Annotated in this window: 13 protein-coding genes; 2 read left to right on the top strand and 11 right to left on the bottom strand. The window is 65.9% G+C overall.

Annotated features, from left to right (window positions below; genetic code table 11):
* Window positions 1-9 precede the first annotated feature (9 nt).
* Window positions 10-2,424 carry a TonB-dependent receptor gene (locus tag C8K14_RS03390; protein ID WP_107715685.1) on the top strand — a complete coding sequence of 805 codons (2,415 nt, stop codon included), beginning with the start codon at window positions 10-12 and terminating at the stop codon, window positions 2,422-2,424.
* Between the two features lie 184 nt (window positions 2,425-2,608).
* Here the strand turns inward: C8K14_RS03390 and C8K14_RS03385 are convergent, their stop codons facing one another.
* Genes C8K14_RS03385 through C8K14_RS03365 form a run of 6 tightly spaced genes read right to left on the bottom strand, consistent with a single transcriptional unit; the run spans window position 2,609 to window position 7,249 of the window.
* A complete protein-coding gene (locus tag C8K14_RS03385; protein ID WP_022677369.1) occupies window positions 2,609-3,781 on the bottom strand; it encodes a glycosyltransferase in 1,173 nt (390 codons plus the stop codon).
* Window positions 3,781-4,329, bottom strand: a complete 549-nt coding sequence (locus tag C8K14_RS03380) for a DUF2141 domain-containing protein (protein WP_022677370.1) — start codon at window positions 4,327-4,329, stop codon at window positions 3,781-3,783. Before C8K14_RS03380 ends, C8K14_RS03385 begins: the two co-directional genes overlap by 1 nt.
* Entirely contained in the window at window positions 4,326-5,225 is a 900-nt protein-coding gene (locus C8K14_RS03375) for a hypothetical protein (protein ID WP_054131963.1), read from the bottom strand. Before C8K14_RS03375 ends, C8K14_RS03380 begins: the two co-directional genes overlap by 4 nt.
* Window positions 5,222-5,344, bottom strand: coding sequence for a hypothetical protein (locus C8K14_RS23105; RefSeq protein ID WP_255352205.1), 123 nt, complete (start codon window positions 5,342-5,344; stop codon window positions 5,222-5,224). The genes C8K14_RS03375 and C8K14_RS23105 overlap by 4 nt, the downstream gene beginning before the upstream one ends.
* On the bottom strand, window positions 5,337-6,449 hold the full coding sequence (locus C8K14_RS03370) for a glycosyltransferase (protein ID WP_158271857.1): 1,113 nt from the start codon (window positions 6,447-6,449) through the stop codon (window positions 5,337-5,339). Before C8K14_RS03370 ends, C8K14_RS23105 begins: the two co-directional genes overlap by 8 nt.
* Window positions 6,450-6,469: 20 nt before the next feature.
* Window positions 6,470-7,249, bottom strand: coding sequence for a DUF2334 domain-containing protein (locus C8K14_RS03365; protein WP_107715768.1), 780 nt, complete (start codon window positions 7,247-7,249; stop codon window positions 6,470-6,472).
* 234 nt (window positions 7,250-7,483) lie between these two features.
* On the opposite strand from C8K14_RS03365, the gene C8K14_RS03360 reads away from it, so the two are divergent.
* Entirely contained in the window at window positions 7,484-8,164 is a 681-nt protein-coding gene (locus C8K14_RS03360; RefSeq protein WP_107715683.1) for an alpha/beta hydrolase, read from the top strand.
* Between the two features lie 155 nt (window positions 8,165-8,319).
* Here C8K14_RS03360 and glgX read toward each other — a convergent pair whose 3' ends face one another.
* The 5 genes from glgX to glgB form a co-directional block, all read right to left on the bottom strand.
* Complete coding sequence (glgX, locus tag C8K14_RS03355) at window positions 8,320-10,101, bottom strand: glycogen debranching protein GlgX (protein WP_107715682.1); 1,782 nt, start codon at window positions 10,099-10,101, stop codon at window positions 8,320-8,322.
* Complete coding sequence (locus C8K14_RS03350; protein WP_107715681.1) at window positions 10,101-11,732, bottom strand: alpha-D-glucose phosphate-specific phosphoglucomutase; 1,632 nt, start codon at window positions 11,730-11,732, stop codon at window positions 10,101-10,103. Before C8K14_RS03350 ends, glgX begins: the two co-directional genes overlap by 1 nt.
* Window positions 11,729-13,177, bottom strand: coding sequence for a glycogen synthase GlgA (glgA, locus tag C8K14_RS03345; RefSeq protein ID WP_107715680.1), 1,449 nt, complete (start codon window positions 13,175-13,177; stop codon window positions 11,729-11,731). The genes C8K14_RS03350 and glgA overlap by 4 nt, the downstream gene beginning before the upstream one ends.
* Window positions 13,178-13,346: 169 nt before the next feature.
* Window positions 13,347-14,606, bottom strand: a complete 1,260-nt coding sequence (gene glgC / locus C8K14_RS03340; RefSeq protein WP_028658151.1) for a glucose-1-phosphate adenylyltransferase — start codon at window positions 14,604-14,606, stop codon at window positions 13,347-13,349.
* A gap of 17 nt (window positions 14,607-14,623) precedes the next feature.
* Complete coding sequence (gene glgB, locus C8K14_RS03335; protein ID WP_107715767.1) at window positions 14,624-16,804, bottom strand: 1,4-alpha-glucan branching protein GlgB; 2,181 nt, start codon at window positions 16,802-16,804, stop codon at window positions 14,624-14,626.
* Between the last annotated feature and the right edge of the window lies 1 nt (window position 16,805).

The raw sequence follows: 16,805 nt of genomic DNA, 5'->3' as shown, positions 1-16,805 counted from the left end.
GGAAATCCGATGTTGAAGAACACTGTTCGTGCCGGCCTTCTGGCCGGGGCGGGCGCGCTTGCGCTGAACGCCATGCCGGCTTTCGCGGCCGACACTGCACCGGCTGCCGATGCTGCGGCAGAAGCACCGGCAAGCGATGCTTCTGCGGGTGAAAAGGGCCTGACCGAAATCGTGGTCACCGCCACCAAGCGGGAAACCAACCTTCAGAAGACGCCGATCTCGATCAACGTCGTTTCGGCTGAAACGATCAAGGACCGCCACGTCCAGAGCCTGCTCGACCTGGCCGACGGCGCGGTGCCGTCGCTGCGCGTCGCCACCTTCGAAGCGCGCCAGACCGCGCTGACCATCGGCATTCGCGGCATCGTGCCGCTCGACGCCAACCAGCCGGCGCGCGAGCAGGGCGTGGGCGTCTATATCGATGGCGTCTACATGGGCCGCCAGCATGGCCTCAACGCCGCGCTGTTCGACATGGAACGCGTCGAAGTGCTCAAGGGCCCGCAGGGCACCCTGTTTGGCCGCAACACCGAAGGTGGCGCGCTCAGCCTCGTGTCCAAGGCGCCCTCGGGCCAGTTCGGCGGCCGCATCAGCGGTGGCTTTGGCAACTATGGTTCGTACAACGGCGAAATCCACCTCGACCTGCCCGAATACCACAACTTCTCGGTCAAGCTCGATGGCGTCGCCCAGTACCAGGGCGCCACGGTTAAGAACCCGCTCGCAGGCCAGACCGGCTGGAACTACTTCGACCGTCGCGGTGGCCGCATCGCCGTGCGCTGGAAGCCCACGAGCGATATCACCAACGATTTCAGCTATGACAACGGCTGGGACAGCAACTCGCCATTCTACAGCCAGCTGCTCAACAAGAACCCCAACGGCTGCGTTGCCGGCCCGGTTGCCGCCAACAGCAAGTGCGTGGCGCCCGGCACGGCGTTCACCACGCTGACGGGCACCGTCGTGCAGCCGCCCAGCATTGTCGTGGTCAACGGCCAGACGCGCATGAAGGTGGCCGATATCGGCGTGCCGCAGCAGCCCAGCATCGACCGCACCCACGGCTTTACCAACACCCTGAAGTGGAAGGTATCGCCCGAACTCGAACTGCGCTCGATCACCGCATGGCGCGGCGTGACCAGCGAACAGTGGGATAACTCGGGCGGCGCGCACCGCGTGCCGGTCTATGCCGCCAATGCGCCATTCAGCCGCTATTCGCTGGCCAACCTGTGGCAGCACCAGTTCAGCCAGGAACTGCAGGCTGTCGGCTCGGTCGGCATCGTCGATTACGTTGCGGGCGTGTTCTACTTCAACGAGCACGTGTCGGATAACGCCGCCACGCCCAACTCCAACATCTGGAACGCTGACGGCACCGGCTACACCATCAACACCGCCGCGTTGCAAAATCCGTTCGCCTCGATCGACCGTGCATCGGTGGCCAATTCCAAGAGCCTGGCTGGCTACGCCCAGGCGACCGTCAACCCGACCGAGGCACTGCACATCACCGTGGGCGGCCGCTACACCCACGACGAAAAGAAGGGCACGCTGGTCACGTTCCGCAATGCTGCCAATGGCAACACGCTGGACAAGACCTGGAACAAGTTCAATCCGATGGCGACCATCGCCTATGACGTGAACGACGGCCTGCATGTCTATGCTAAGTATGCCACCGGCTATCGCGCTGGCGGTGCATCCTCGCGCTCGCCCACGTATCGCGGGTTCGATCCGGAAAACGTGAAGTCCTATGAAGTCGGCCTCAAGAGCGACTTCTGGGATCACCGCGCCCGGTTCAACATCGCCGGCTACATCATGGACCGCAAGAACAGCCAGGTGGACTTCAACGCGATCTACGTGTCGGGTTCGTCCAACGTCAACGTGCTGGAAACGGTCAATGTCCCCGGTGTGACCAAGATCCGCGGCATCGAAGCCGATCTGACGGTCAAGCCGGTGGAAGGCCTGACGCTGAACGCCTCCTACGCCTATACCTACACCAAGCTGCCGCAGGTGACGAACCCGTTCACCGGCATCACCCAGAACGTCTATGTGGTGTTCACCCCGCGCAACGCGGCGTCGGGCTCGATCGACTATGCCCACCCGATCGGCACCAACGGCGCCGAAGTGCGCCTGCACTTGGATGGCAACTATTCGCAGTCCACCCAGACGTTTGACCAGTATGCCACCAAGAACGACGCTTCGGTGGTATTCAACGGCCGCCTGGCCCTGGCCGACATTCCGGTGTCGAGCACTGGCCAGAAGCTGACGGTGGGTCTGTGGGGTCGCAACCTGTTCAACACCGCCTATGTCTATCGCCGCGATCCGTCGAACTCGCTGCCTGCCTTCGCGGTTGGCACCACGGGCAAGATCGGCGGCGTGCTGGGTGACTACGGCAACTTCAACGCGCCGCGCACCTATGGCCTGGATGCCACGATCAACTTCTGATCGCGCCAGCACACGAAACAAAAGGGGCGGCGGGGAAACCTGCCGCCCCTTTTCGTTACGGTGCAAGGTTTCCACCACCCCCCGACCCCAGGAGGGGGAGCAGGCATAAAAAAGCCCCCTCCTCTTCAGAGGAGGGGGTTGGGGGTGGTGGAAACCTTGCGCAAACCCGGCGCAAACCGCCAGATCAGGCCGCCTGGCGCGCGCCTGCCAGCACCGCTTCATAGCTGGCGAACAGCTCGCGGAAATGATCGTCCATCGTGCGCGGCGGCGGCAGGTCGGCGCGGGGGCCATCCAGCCCGCTTTCGCGCGCAAGCGCATATTGCGCCACGGCTTCGGTCGCGGCAGCGGCGTTGGCGGATTCATAGATCCACCCGTTCGACGCGCGCGCCTGGTCGCTGGCGCCACCCTGGTCGGGCGCGATCAGCGGCAGGCCGCTGGCCCGGGCTTCGGCGGCGACCATGCAGAATGTCTCGGCCTCACAGCCATGCAGCAGGGCATCGGTGCTGGCCATCACGCGGGCCAGTTCGTGGCGCTTGGTGATCGGGGCGAGCACGCGGATATGGGGATTGCCGCCAATGCGCCGCTCGATCGCCTTGCGTTCGCGTCCCTGGCCGGCCAGCACCATGCCCACGGGGCGCCGGTTTCCCGCGGCGGTGACGGCGTCAACCAGCATGGGCCAGCGCTTTTCCGGGGCAAAGCGCCCGACGCCCAGCAGCAGCGTGGCGTCCTCTGGCAGTTCGCACAGCTCGAGCATGCCCTTGCGCAGCGCCAGATCGCGGAATTCGGGCGAGAAAATGCCGGGATCGACGCCCATGGGGTTGGTCACCACCCGCGTCAGGCCACCGGCAGTGAGCCGGTCAGACAGGCTGGCACTGGCGCTGACGATCATGTCATAGCGCTCGTCCAGGCGGCGCAGGTGCCGCCAATAGCGCTCGAAAGCCTTGTCGATCGTGGGCCGCGTGGCCACCGGATCGAACCAGCGATAGGCATAGGCCGAGAGCGGATCGGCATGCATGATCAGCGCACGCGGCGCGTGGCCGGGCCAATCGGCAATCACGCTGGCGCTGCGCCAGGGCGACGATGCCTCGACGAAATCGGGCTTTTCCTCGTCCAGCGCGGCATAGAGCGCGGGGATGTCGGAAAACCAGCGATAGTTGAAATCGAGCGGGAACAGCTGGCTCTTCAGCCAGCGGATGCGGCCATTGGGCCCACGCTCCTCGACATGGTCGCGCTGGCCAGGGGCGATGACGGTAATGTCATGCCCCAGCGCCGCCGCTGCCTTGAGCTTGCGATCGACATAGGTGCGCACCCCGCCGCCCTTGGGGGCGTAGAATGCGCTAACATCGACAAGCTTCATCACGCGCCCTTGAGTGGTCCCACCGACATCAGACCGTTACGGTAGTTCATCACGATCCGCAACGTGGTCGGCCCGTTTCCGGCAGAAACGGTGGCGCTGGCCGCCTTGGGCTTGGACCAGCCCAGGCGGGGGTTGCCGGAAAAGCCGATGCCATCGCGCTGCCAGTTGAACTTGCGGTTGCCGTCGCGGTCATGCAGAACCGAAACGGTGTATTGGCCAGGGCCGGGCAGGCGCACGCACAGGCGTGGCGTGGGTTCGGCCGGGGTGTTCACCTCCACGCGGCGAAACGTCTTGCCCGCGCCGACCAGCACGTTGTCGTCGGCCAGGAAATCGCTGTCGTTGGCCGGATAGACTTCCAGCTTGAGCTTGCCGGTGTGGTCCTTGAGGCCCAGGATATCGACCATGAACGAGGGGCCATGCTCGCCGGGGCGGCACTGCCCTTCGGCCTTGCCGAGATCGGGGGTGGACGGCGGCAGCGGGCCGGCGCCCCCCAGCAGCAGGGCGGCGGGAATGACTGCGACAGGTGCCAGCAGGGCCAGCTTCTTCACGCGTTCTTCTCCTTCTGCACGAGATCCAGCAGCATCAGACCGATGAACAGGATCACGTGTGTGGCAACGATCAGCATCGATATCATCGCGATCATGACATCAGTCTGAACTCCCTTGCCCACGATCAGCGGCGTGATGCCGGCAAACGCGATATCCTTGTTGGGGATGAAGGGAAGGCGTGCCACCAGCAGGCGGATGGTGGAAAAGAGGATCCAGGTGCCGATCGACACCTCGGGCAGGATCAGGTGCCAGGACAAGGCGGTAAAGCCCATGCCGGCGGCAATGCGCAGGCAGTGGACCATGAAGACGAACCACAACGAGCGGCCCGAAAGGCTGAAAATGCCCTTGCGCAGGAACGTGATGACCAGCGAGGTCGCCAGGGCAAAGGCGATGGCCGAAACGATCAGCCAGGTGTTCTGGCCGAAATCGACCCGCCCGCTGACATACCAGGTAATGCCCATCATCAGGATCGTGATGATGTTGCCAGCCAGCGCCGAAAGGATCGCCACGTCCTTCACCGCGCCAAAGGGCGAACCCTCCATCTTCACATGGCGGCGCGCCCAGTCGTAGAAATAGACTTCCCCGACATAGCCCAGCAGCAGTTCGTTGCCGACCAGCTTCTTGAGCAACGGCGCCAGGCCCGAAAACGGGATGCCCCACAGCTTGCGGAAGATCACCCAGTCGGCCACCGGCCCGGCAAAATAGCTGGCGGCCAGCACTAGCCAGATCAGCGGCGAGCGCGGGATGATCGATACCACCATCAGCCAGTTGAGCTGGCGCAGCTGCCACAGCACGGCGCACAGGATCGCCACCGAAACGGCGGGGCCCAGATAGGCGCTCCATTTGCGCAGGCCGCTGGCTTGGGGAGCGGTCTCGGGAATCGCGGGTGTCGTCATCGTTTCTCGTTCAGGCCCGGGCGCGGCGTTACAGCGAACATGGTCGCCGCGCTATCCGCTTTCTGCGGGTTGGCGTGCGCGACGGGTTCGCCCGTGCCGGGCAGCGGGTGATCAGCCATGGGCCAGTCGCTGCATTTCAACGACATAGCTTTGGGCGGCAATTTCCACAGTAAAACGGCGCGCCTGGGCGCGGGCGGCGGCCGAATCGAACGGCAGGCTGGTGATGCGATCCATCGCTCCGGCCAGCGCTGGCGCGTCGCGCACCGGCACGAGCAGGCCAAAGCGGCCCTGGCCGAGCAGATCGCCCATGCTCACGCTGCATGTCGTCGCTACCACCGGCAGCCCGGCGGCCAGCGCCTCGGGCACCACGGCGGGCACACCTTCATAATCGGATGACATGACCAGCGCATCGGCGCCAAGCAGTGCGGCGGACACCGGATTGACATGGCCGGGCAGATCGACCCGATCGGCAATGCCCAGGCTGCGCGCGAGGGCTTCCAGGCCCTTGCGTGCCGATCCTTCGCCCAGGATGGTCAACCGGTCATCGTCCCGGGCAATCCGGGCAAAGGCGCGCAGCAGCAGCGGAAAGTTCTTTTGCGCCGCCAGCCGGCCGATCGCCAGGAAGCGGCGCCCGCCGGCCGCATCGCGCGGCGGGCGGGGCAGGGCTTCGAGGTGGGCGATCTGCGCCTCGTCCAGCGCGGGGTCATCGATGATCGCGACGCGTTCGGGCGGCGCGTGCATCAGCGTTTCCAGTTCGGCCCGCATCGGCGCAGCCATGCCCACCAGGCGATCGAGCAGGCGGCCCTGGATTTTCAGCCACAGGCGATAGAACGGCCGGGCCGGGGCGGGCAGATCGGCACGGGCCAGATCGTTGCTGATCTTGGCCAGGATCGGCGGGCAGCGCTTGCCCAGCAGCAGCCGCATGGTCACGGCCACCACGGTATAGGAATTGCCCGCGCAAAACAGCACGTCGGGGCGGTGGCGGCGGATCGCGCCCGGCAGGCGCAGCATCATCCACAGCGTTTCCCACGCTGCGGTGGGCACGCCATGGCTATCGAACACATCGGCCTCCAGCCCCGGCCACTCGGCGCGCATGGCGCCAGCCACGCGGCCCAGCACCAGGCGCGCATCGACGCCCTGCGCCAGCCAGGCGCGGTGCAGGCGCAGCGCCACGCGCTCCACCCCGCCCGGCTCGAAGCTGTGCAGGAATGTCAAAACGCGCAAGGGTCGATGCGTGGTCGCGGTCAAAACAGGCTCGTCGGGCCGCTCAGGCTGGCATAGCGCGCGGGCACGTGGCTCTTGGCAAAGCGTTCCAGCGTGGCATCGATCGAGCGCAGCAGGGCAGGCACCGTGGTATCGCCGGGATGCACAGCCACGCGCACCGTCCGCGTCAGCGGCAGCGCCTGGCGCGCCAGAGCGGAAAACCACAGCGAAGAGCGGATGCGCGCCTTGCTGCGGCTGGCCCAGGTGATCACGGGCCCCTTGGCCAGCACTTCGCCGCTTTGCGGGCGCCACACTTTCATGTGGTCTTCGGCCAGGGCAAAGCCCAGGTCCGCCATGGCCTGGTGCGCGCCGGGGCCATAGAGCCAGGCCGGGGCGATGAAGCCGGTGACCGGGCGGCCGAGAATGTCTTCGACCAGCGCCTTGCCCTGCGCCATGCGGGCCAGCGCCTCGGCATGGGGCAGGTTGAGGAATTCGCCCTCGCCGGCGGTCATGTGCTTGCCCTTGAAGCCGGCCAGGCCTTGCTCCGCGGGGGTTTCGTCCTTGTGGCACCAGCCGTGCAGGAACATCTCGATGCCCATGTCGGCCCATTGCCGCAGCCGCGCCTGGAACGCGGCATTGCCCGCGAGCGGCGCGCCGCGCCAGTGATCCGGGATCACCAGCATGGCAAACTTGCCCGTGCCGAGATGGCCGGACAGGCGTTCGGCCAGGGCGTCGACCTGCCGTTCGAAACGCGGGCTGACATCGTGGATCGAGGCCAGCAGGCGCTTGCGCGGCGCATCGGGAATCGCTGGTGCTGTCATGCCGGAAACGCTCGTGATCCCTTTCGTGGCGGCGCCAAGGCCCCCCTTGCACCGGCCCATGGGCCTGTCGCAAACGGCGGGAAAATGCAACCGGCTTCCCGCCATTTGCCACCGGGCGCAAACCGCTGTCGCTTCATCGCCAGGTGATTGTCTATCTCGAAGATTGAGTTATCTCTTGTTCATGTCGGGACGTAAACCGAGTCGACCGGCCGCTTCCTTGGTGGGAGAACTTGTATGGCCCATGAACATGCCTTTAGCCGCACTGCCGATCCGATCATCCTGACCGTGCCGGGGCTGGACAATTCCGGCCCTGATCACTGGCAAACCATTTGGGAACAGACACTTCCCGATTGCCACCGGGTTGACCTCGGGCTGTGGAACGATCCGCACCGCAACACCTGGGTCAACAAGCTGGCCCTGGCGATTCAGCGCGCCAACGAAGGGGCCGGGCGCCCGGTCGTGCTGGTGGCGCACAGCCTGGGTTGCCTGGCCGTGGCCTGGTGGGCGGAATATGAACGCCTGGCCAATGGCCCGCGCCAGATGCCGGTGATTGGCGCCCTGCTGGTGGCGCCGCCCGATGTGGAAGACGGGGTGAAAGACCGCCGCCTGACCCGCTTTGCCCCAGTGCCCGAAACCGAACTGCCGTTCCCCGCGATCGTGGTGGGCAGCCGCGATGATCGCTATGCCACGCCCGGGGCCACGCGCCGCCTGGCGCAGCGGTGGGGCGCGCGCTTTGCCGATGCCGGCGCTGCCGGGCACATCAATGCGCAATCTGGCCTGGGTGAGTGGGCGTTCGGCCGCCTGCTGCTCAACCGGCTGCTGCCCCGCGCGCTGTCGCTCGATGACGGTCAGGCCACTTATGTGCCCACGCCGCGCCGCTTCGTCGATCCGGCCCTGCGCCGCCTTGGGGCCTGACAAGGCGTTCAATCTCCCCTCCTCTTCAGAGGAGGGGTTGGGGGTGGTGCGAAGCCTTGTGCAAGGTGTCCACCACCCCCCGACCCCCTCCTCTAAAGAGGATGGGGAGGACAAATTTCTATGATCCGTTCGCCCTGAGCTTGTCGAAGGGCCCCTCAGCCCAGCGCCACCCCCTCGGCCCGGCTCACCCGAAAACCGGGCCGCGCCTGATCGGGCGCACGCCATGCCACGCCCGGCGTTGCGGGGTCTTCCCATCGCGCGCCGTCCATCGCGGCGCCGTCGAGCGCCAGCCATTGGCCATTCTCGGGGAAACGCGCCATGTCACCCATTCGTGCGGCAGAAAGCTCCGCCACGAAATCCTCAAGATCCCGATCGCGTGCCTGCCAGTCGATCCATGACAGCGGATTGTCCTGGGAATAGGCATTGTTATTGCCTTGCTGGCTGCGGCCAAACTCGTCACCGGCGGTCAGCATGATCGTGCCGGTTGACGCAAACAGCGTGCCCAGCAGCGCGCGCTGTGCGGCCTGGCGCCGCGCCAGCACGGCGGGATCGTCGCTTGGCCCTTCGACACCGTTGTTCCATGAATAGTTGTCGTCGTGCCCGTCGCGGTTGTTTTCGCCGTTGGCCTCGTTGTGCTTGTGGGCAAAGGCCACGCAATCGGCCAGGGTAAAGCCATCGTGCGCCGCCAGGAAATTGACGCTGCGGCACGGCGCGCTGTCACACGGGCCAAACACGTCGGCCGAGCCCGCCAGCCGCGTGGCGAGTGCGCCCAGTGTTCCATCGCCGCGCCAGAACCGCCGCACGTCATCGCGATAGCGATCGTTCCATTCCAGCCAGTTGGCCGGAAACTGGCCGAGTTGATAGCCGCCCGGCCCGATATCCCACGGTTCGGCAATCAGCACGCGGTCTGCCAGCAGCGGATCGGCGGCGATCTCAGCAAAGATCGGCGCATCGGCGGCAAAGCCCGGCCCGCGCGCCATGACCGGCGCCAGATCGAAGCGGAAGCCATCGACCCCGGCATGGGCGACGAAATGGCGCAGCGCATCGATCGTCAACTGGCGGACGTGAGGCTGCGCGAAATCGAGCGTGTTGCCACAGCCAGTGTCGTTGATCAGGCTGCCATCCGCAGCATGGCCATAGGCGGCATTGTCCAGCCCGCGCAGGCTGACGATCGGCCCGGCCACGTCGCTTTCTCCGGTGTGGTTGAACACCAGATCAAGGATCGTGCCGATCCCCGCAGCACGCAGAGCGGCGACGGTCTCGCGCAGTTCGGCGATCCCGCCCGGGCAAAGTCCCGGATCGAGCGCCATGAACGCCACCGGGTTATAGCCCCAGGCATTGCGCAGGCCGAGTGGGGGCAGGTGGCGCTCGTCCATCCATGCCACGATCGGCATCAGTTCCACTGCATTGACGCCCAGCTTGGCCAGGTGCGCCAGCACGGCGGGATGGGCCAGCGCCGCCACCGTGCCGCGCAGGTGCGCCGGCACATCGGGGTGCAGCATGGTAAAGGCGCGCACGTTCAGTTCATAAACCAGCCCGCCCGGCGCAAACAGCGGCGGGGCAGGGGGCACGGTGGGCAGGTCCCCCGTCACGATCGCCTTTGGCACCAGCGCGGCGGTATCGGCACCAAAGATGGAAAGGGCCGGATCATAGACAAAGCGCTGGTCCAGTTCGACGGCATAGGGATCGACCAGCTGCTTGGCCGGATCGAACCACAGCCCGCGTTCAGGCGCCCACGCCCCATCCGCGCGATAGCCATAGCGCGCGCCGGCGTGGTCGCCCGGCAGGGTCAGCGCCCAATCGTCGCCCTCGCGCACCATGGCGTGGCGCGTTTCGGCGTCGCGTGCATCAAACAGGCACAGCCACACCGCATCGGCCAGCGGCGCGCGCACCCGCCAGGCCGTGCCGGCAGGGACAGGGTGCGCGCCGTGGTCCATCAGGTGATCACGTCGGGGGCGGTGCGGCCGGTGTGGGCCACGATGCCGGCCACGGCATCGGCCGCGGCAATCAGGTCGGCCAGCATCTCGCCGGTGTCACGGTCGAGATAGCCGTCCGCCGGCTCATAGCGTTCGAGATAGACGCGCAGCGTCGCCCCTTCGGTGCCGGTGCCCGACAGGCGGAAGACGATGCGCGATCCGCCTTCGAACAGCACGCGCAGGCCCTGGTTGGCGCTGGTGCTGCCATCGACGGGATCGAGATAGGAAAAGCTGTCTGCCGTGGCGACAGTCAGCGGGCCAAAGCTTTGCCCCGGCAGGCTGGCGAGCTTGCCGTTCAGCGCCGCCATCAGGGCATCGGCCTGCTCGGTCGGCAGCCCTTCATAATCGTGGCGGGCATAATAGTTGCGGCCATACTTGGCCCAGTGCTCGCGTGCCAGTTCGTCCACGCTGATCTTACGCACGGCCAGGATATTGAGCCACAGCAGCACGGCCCACAGGCCGTCCTTCTCGCGCACGTGGTCCGATCCTGTGCCGGCGCTTTCCTCGCCACAGATCGTCGCCATGCCCGCGTCGAGCAGGTTGCCGAAGAACTTCCAGCCGGTAGGCGTCTCGTAATAGGGGATGCCAAGCGCCTCGGCCACGCGATCGGCCGCCGCGCTGGTCGGCATCGAGCGGGCGATCCCGGCGAGGCCCCGAGCATAGCCGGGCGCTAGGTGGGCATTGGCGGCCAGCATGGCCAGGCTGTCTGACGGGGTGATGAATCGGCCCTTGCCGACGATCAGGTTGCGATCGCCGTCGCCATCCGATGCCGCGCCGAAATCGGGCGCATCGGGGCCGAACATCGTATCGAACAGCGCCTTGGCATGAACCATGTTGGGGTCGGGGTGATGCCCGCCGAAATCCTCCAGCGGCACGCCGTGGCGCACCGTGCCGGGTGCAAAGCCCAGCCGCTTTTCCAGGATTTCCGTGGCATAGGGGCCGGTCACGGCATGCATGGCATCGAACGCCATGGTCAGGCCATCGGCCACGGCAGCGCGGATCGCGGCAAAATCGAACAGCGTTTCCATCAGGTCGGCATAGTCTGCCACCGGATCGATCACCGAGACCTGGCACCCGCCCACGTCCACGCTGCCGCAGGTGTCGAGGTCGATGTCATCGGCATCCACTGCCAGCCAGCGGTCGATCGTCTGCGTGCGGGCATAGATCGCCTCGGTCACGCCTTCGGGCGCCGGGCCGCCATTGGCGATGTTGTACTTGATGCCGAAATCCTCGTCCGGCCCGCCGGGGTTGTGGCTGGCCGAGAGGATCAGGCCGCCGCTCGCCTTGTAGCGGCGGATCACGTTGCTTGCGGCCGGCGTGGAGAGGATGCCGCCCTGGCCGACCAGCACCTGGCCATAGCCATTGGCGGCGGCCATGCGGATCGCCTGCTGGATCACCGTGCGGTTATGATAGCGCCCGTCGCCACCGATCACCAGGGTGCTGCCGGCCTCGCGCTCCACCACATCGAACACGGCCTGGATGAAGTTTTCGGCATAGCCTGGCTGGGCGAACACGCGCACTTTCTTGCGCAGGCCCGAGGTGCCCGGCTTCTGCCCGGCATAGGGCGTGGTCTGGTGGGTGGTGATCGTCATTCTGCCCCCGCAAGTTGGCGATAGAGCGCGGCATAGGCCTGCCCGCTGCGCTTCCATGAAAAGTCCGTCTTCATGCCTGTTCGCTGCATCTGCGTCCAGACATCACGCTGCCCATAAAGGGCAATCGTGCGCGTTATCGTATCTGCGAAAGAAGGATAGGTGACACCGTGGAACGTCACCCCGGTGGCCGCCTGGCCGTTGATCGCCGCCAGGTTGGCATCCACCACGGTATCGGCCAGGCCCCCGGTATGCGCCACCACCGGCACGCAGCCATAGGCCAGGCCATAGAGCTGCGTGAGGCCGCAAGGTTCGAACCGGCTGGGCACCAGGATCGCGTCGCCGCCGCCCTGCATGCGGTGCGACAGCGCCTCGTCATAGCCGATGCGCAAGGCCACCCGCCCGGGATGGCGCGCAGCGGCGGCATGCAGGCCGGCCTCCATCGCCGGATCGCCCGCGCCGAGCAGCGCCAGCCGCCCGCCCAGGCCGACGAGGTGGTCGATCACTTCCAGCAGCACGTCGATGCCCTTCTGCCAGGTCAGACGCGTGACGCACACGAATAGCGGCCCATCGCCCTGTTCCAGATGAAACTCCCGCTCCAGCGCGCGCTTGTTGGCGGCACGCCGGGCGAGCGAGCGCCAGGAATAGGTCTGCAGCAGGTGCTGGTCGGTTTCAGGGTTCCACACCGCCGGATCGATGCCGTTGACGATGCCGTGCACACGATCGCCCTTGGTAGCGATCAGGCCTTCCAGCCCCATGCCAAAGGCAGGATCGCGGATTTCGCGGGCATAGGTCGGGCTGACCGTGGTGATCGCGCTGGCGCTTTCCAGCCCGGCTTTCAAAAAGCCCACGCCGCCGTGGTATTCCACCCCGTCGATCGCCCAGGCCCACGATGGCAGCCCCAGCAGGGCAAAGATATCGGCGCCGTAATAGCCCTGGAACGCCATGTTGTGGATGGTCATGACCGAGGGGATCGCCGTGCCGGCGGGGGCAAAGCGCATATAGGCTGGCGCCATCGCCGCCTGCCAATCGTGGGCATGGGCCAGATCGAAGCCCAAGCCCTTCACCGCGCCGCCGGCGACATCGGCGGCCGCGCGGCCAAACGCGGCAAAGCGGCGCCAATTGTCACCCCAGTCGCGCCCGGCGAGATCGGCATAGGGGCCGCCGTCGCGGGCAAACAGGTTGGGACTGTCGACCACCAGCAGCGGATGGCTGCCCAGCTTGCCCGCCAGCAGCCGGGCCGGCTCGCCCAGCAGGCTGTCCCACTGGTGGATCGCTTTGGCCTTGCCCAGCGCCTTGGTCACGGCGGGATAGCCCGGCAGGATCGTGGTCATCGCCACGCCATGCGGCGCCACCGCATCGGGCAGGGCGCCGGCCACATCGGCCAGCCCCCCGGTCTTGATCAGTGGCACCGCTTCGGATGCGATGGAAAGAACGCGCAAGGTCATTCCAGTCTCCCCGGCCAGCCAGCCGGTCTCAAGCCATCTTTGTTCCTCTCCTTCGTCACCCCGAACCTGTTCCGGGGTCCAGCTTGCGGCCTTTGGCGGAACAAGCGGAAAGAGGCGGGGCCCCGGATCAAGTCCGGGGCGACGACAGGTTGTGTTACGGTGGTTGGCGCTAAACCAGCTTGTCGATCATGGCCTTGGTGATGAGGCAGACACCGTTGTCGGTGCGGCGAAAACGCCGCGCGTCCAGTTCGGGATCTTCGCCCACCACCAGCCCTTCGGGAATGCGCACGCCCGAATCCAGGATCACCCGGCTGAGCTTGGCACCCCGGCCGATGTTGCAATAGGGCAGGATCACGCCTTCCTCCACGCTGGAGAATGACCCCATCTTGACGCCAGTGAACAGCAGGCTGCGCTTGGCCAGCGCGCCCGAAACAATGCAATCCTGGCTGATCAGCGATGAAATCGCCATGCCGCGCCGGCCTTCCTCGTCGTGCACGAACTTGGCCGGGGCAGCGATGATCTGGTCGGTCCAGATCGGCCACTCGCGATCGTACATGTTGAGCTTGGGCACCGTGTCGGTCAGGTCGAGGTTGGCCTCGAAATAGGCGTCGAGCGTGCCCACGTCGCGCCAGTATTCCTCGATCTCGTCTGCCGCGCGGATGCAGCTGTTGCTGAAGCGGTGGGCCACCGCCTTGCCGTGCTTGACGATGTAGGGGATGATATCGCCGCCGAAATCGCGGTTCGATCCCGGAGTTGCCGCATCGCGGCGCAACTGGTCGAACAGGAATTCGGTCTCGAACACATAGATGCCCATCGATGCCAGGGCATGGTCCGGATCGCCGGGGATGGTCGGCGGATCGGCCGGCTTTTCGACAAAGCTGGTGATCACGCTGTCTTCGTCCACGCCCATCACGCCAAAGCCGGTCGCCTCGGCCTTGGGCACCACCAGGCAGCCCACGGTCACATCGGCCCCCGAATTGACGTGCTGCTGCAGCATCAATTCGTAGTCCATCTTGTAGATGTGGTCGCCCGCCAGGATCACCATGTGCTTGGGCGCATGGGCCTGGATGATGTCGATGTTCTGATAGACCGCGTCGGCCGTGCCTTCATACCACAACAGCTCGGAAATGCGCTGCGAGGCGGGCAGGATGTCAAAGCTTTCGTTGCGTTCCGGGCGCATGAAGTTCCACGCGCGGTTCATGTGCCGGATCAGCGAGTGCGCCTTGTATTGAGTCGCCACGCCGATGCGGCGAATGCCCGAATTGATCGCGTTCGACAGGGCAAAGTCGATGATCCGGCTGACCCCGCCGAAATAGACGGCCGGCTTGGCGCGGTTGTCGGTCAGTTCCTTCAACCGGCTGCCGCGTCCGCCAGCCAGGACATAGGCCATGGCATCGCGAGCCAGGGGTTGCCCATAGGTTTTGCGCATCCGTTCCTCCTGGCCGTTCATTCGGCCTTGATCTGACATTCAAACATCATCGTCGAAAGCGGCGGCAGGATGACAAACGCCGCCCCGTCTTCCGCCACGATCTTTCCGGCATTGCCCTGGCCGCTGCCGCCATAGTGCGTAGCGTCAGAGTTGAGCACTTCGCGCCATTCCCCGTCGTGCGGCAGGGGCAGGCGATAATGGTCGTGCAAGGCGGGCGTCATGTTGCACACCACCACCACCGGGGCATGGCCTGGCGCGCGGCGCACCCAGGCAAACACGCTGGCCAGCGCATCGTCCACCACCAGCCATGCAAACCCTTCGCCCTCGCAATCGCGCGCGTGCAGCGCGGGCAGGGCCGCATAGGCACGGTTCAAATCGCGCACCCAGGCCTGCATGCCGGCGTGGGGGGCATGGTCGAGCATGTCCCAATCAAGCGAGCGCGCCTCGCTCCATTCGCGGCGCTGGGCAAATTCCTGGCCCATGAACAACAGCTTCTTGCCGGGATAGCCCCACATCATCCCGTAATAGGCGCGCAGGTTCGCAAACTTGTGCCAGTCATCGCCGGCCATCTTGCCCAGCATGCTGCCCTTGCCGTGCACCACTTCGTCATGGCTTATCGGCAGCACGAAGTTTTCGGTGAAGGCATAGACCAGGCCGAACGTGATCTCGTTGTGGTGATAGCGGCGGTGCACCGGGTCCCGCGCCATATAGCGCAGGGTATCGTTCATGAACCCCATGTTCCACTTGAAGCCAAAGCCCAGGCTGCTGGGCCGCTCGCCTTCGTCCAGCGCCGGCTGGGTGACGCCGGGCCAACTGGTCGATTCCTCGGCCATGGTCATCACGCCGGGGCAGGTGCCATAGACCGCCTGGTTCATCGCCCGCAGGAAATCGACCGCTTCCCAGTTCTCGCGCCCGCCCTGGGCATTGGGAATCCATTCGCCGCTCTTGCGCGAATAATCGCGGTACAGCATCGAGGCGACCGCATCCACGCGCAGCCCATCGACGTGATAGCGCTCGGCCCAGAACAGCGCGTTGTTGATCAGGAAATCGCGCACCTCGCGCCGGCCGAAATTGTAGATCGCGGTGTTCCAATCGGGGTGGAACCCCTGGCGCGGGTCTTCATGTTCATAGAGCGCCGTGCCATCGAACCGCGACAGGCCATGCGCGTCGGTGGGAAAATGCGCCGGCACCCAATCGATCAGCACGCCCAGCCCGGCGCGGTGGGCGCCATCGACAAAGCGGGCAAAGCCCATCGGCTCGCCAAACCGGGCCGACGGGGCATAGAGCCCGGTGGTCTGATAGCCCCAGCTCGGGTCATAGGGATGCTCTGACACCGGCAGGAACTCGACATGGGTAAAGCCCATGTCGACGGCATAGGGGATCAACTGGTCGGCCAGTTCGTCCCAGCTGTAGAACTCGCGCCCATCACCGGGCTTGCGCCACGATCCGGCATGGACCTCATAGATCGAGATCGGCTGGCGGCGCGGATCGGCCTTCTCCCAGAACGCGCGATGTTCGGCATCGCCCCAGGCGTGGGGCGGGGCGTCGAGCGTGATCGAGGCAGTGTGCGGGCGCAGTTCGGCCGCCAGGGCATAGGGATCGGCCTTGTACGGCTGCACCGTGCCGTCGCTTGCCACGATGCGATACTTGTAGGGCCGCCCGCCGCCGATGTCGGGCAGGAACAGTTCCCAGATCCCGGTGTCGCTGCGGCGACGCATCGGGTGGCGGGCGCCGTCCCAATCGTTGAAATCACCTACCACGCTTACCAGCCGGGCATTGGGCGCCCAGACGGCAAAGTGCACGCCGCGCGCGCCTTCGTGGTCGATCACGTGGGCGCCCAGCTTGTCGAACAGGCGGTGGTGGGTGCCCTGGCCGATCAGGAAATCATCCACCGGGCCCAGCACCGGCCCGAACGAATAGGGATCGGTCACCTGCCAGCTATGTTGCCCGGCCTGGCAGGCATAGCGCACCGGCTGCGGTGACCCGGCCACTGGCCCTTCGAAGAGGCCGCGCGGATCGACGCATTTCAGAACGCCCAGCGACGTGCCGTTAAGGGCGAACGCTTCTGCCCGTTCGGCGCCGGGCAGAATGGCGCGGGCAAAGGCACCTTGCGGGCCGGGATGCACCCCCAGCAGGGAAAACGGATCGGCATGGGTGCCGTCAAGCAGCGCCGTGATTGCCTCGGCCGGGGGGTGCAGG

The sequence above is a fragment of the Novosphingobium sp. GV079 genome (assembly GCF_003058045.1).
Taxonomy (GTDB): Bacteria; Pseudomonadota; Alphaproteobacteria; order Sphingomonadales; family Sphingomonadaceae; genus Novosphingobium; species Novosphingobium capsulatum.
The sequence above is the reverse complement of the archived record's forward strand: the minus strand, read 5'-3'. Positions and strand labels throughout refer to the sequence as shown.

Excerpts from the sequence above, each read along its gene's own strand:
- C8K14_RS03390 (WP_107715685.1), top strand. The coding sequence starts at position 10 with ATGTTGAAGAACACTGTTCGTGCCGGCCTTCTGGCCGGGGCGGGCGCG.
- C8K14_RS03385 (WP_022677369.1), bottom strand. The coding sequence starts at position 3,781 with ATGAAGCTTGTCGATGTTAGCGCATTCTACGCCCCCAAGGGCGGCGGG.
- C8K14_RS03375 (WP_054131963.1), bottom strand. The coding sequence starts at position 5,225 with ATGACGACACCCGCGATTCCCGAGACCGCTCCCCAAGCCAGCGGCCTG.
- C8K14_RS23105 (WP_255352205.1), bottom strand. The coding sequence starts at position 5,344 with ATGGCTGATCACCCGCTGCCCGGCACGGGCGAACCCGTCGCGCACGCC.
- C8K14_RS03365 (WP_107715768.1), bottom strand. The coding sequence starts at position 7,249 with ATGACAGCACCAGCGATTCCCGATGCGCCGCGCAAGCGCCTGCTGGCC.
- C8K14_RS03360 (WP_107715683.1), top strand. The coding sequence starts at position 7,484 with ATGGCCCATGAACATGCCTTTAGCCGCACTGCCGATCCGATCATCCTG.
- glgX (WP_107715682.1), bottom strand. The coding sequence starts at position 10,101 with ATGGACCACGGCGCGCACCCTGTCCCTGCCGGCACGGCCTGGCGGGTG.
- C8K14_RS03350 (WP_107715681.1), bottom strand. The coding sequence starts at position 11,732 with ATGACGATCACCACCCACCAGACCACGCCCTATGCCGGGCAGAAGCCG.
- glgA (WP_107715680.1), bottom strand. The coding sequence starts at position 13,177 with ATGACCTTGCGCGTTCTTTCCATCGCATCCGAAGCGGTGCCACTGATC.
- glgC (WP_028658151.1), bottom strand. The coding sequence starts at position 14,606 with ATGCGCAAAACCTATGGGCAACCCCTGGCTCGCGATGCCATGGCCTAT.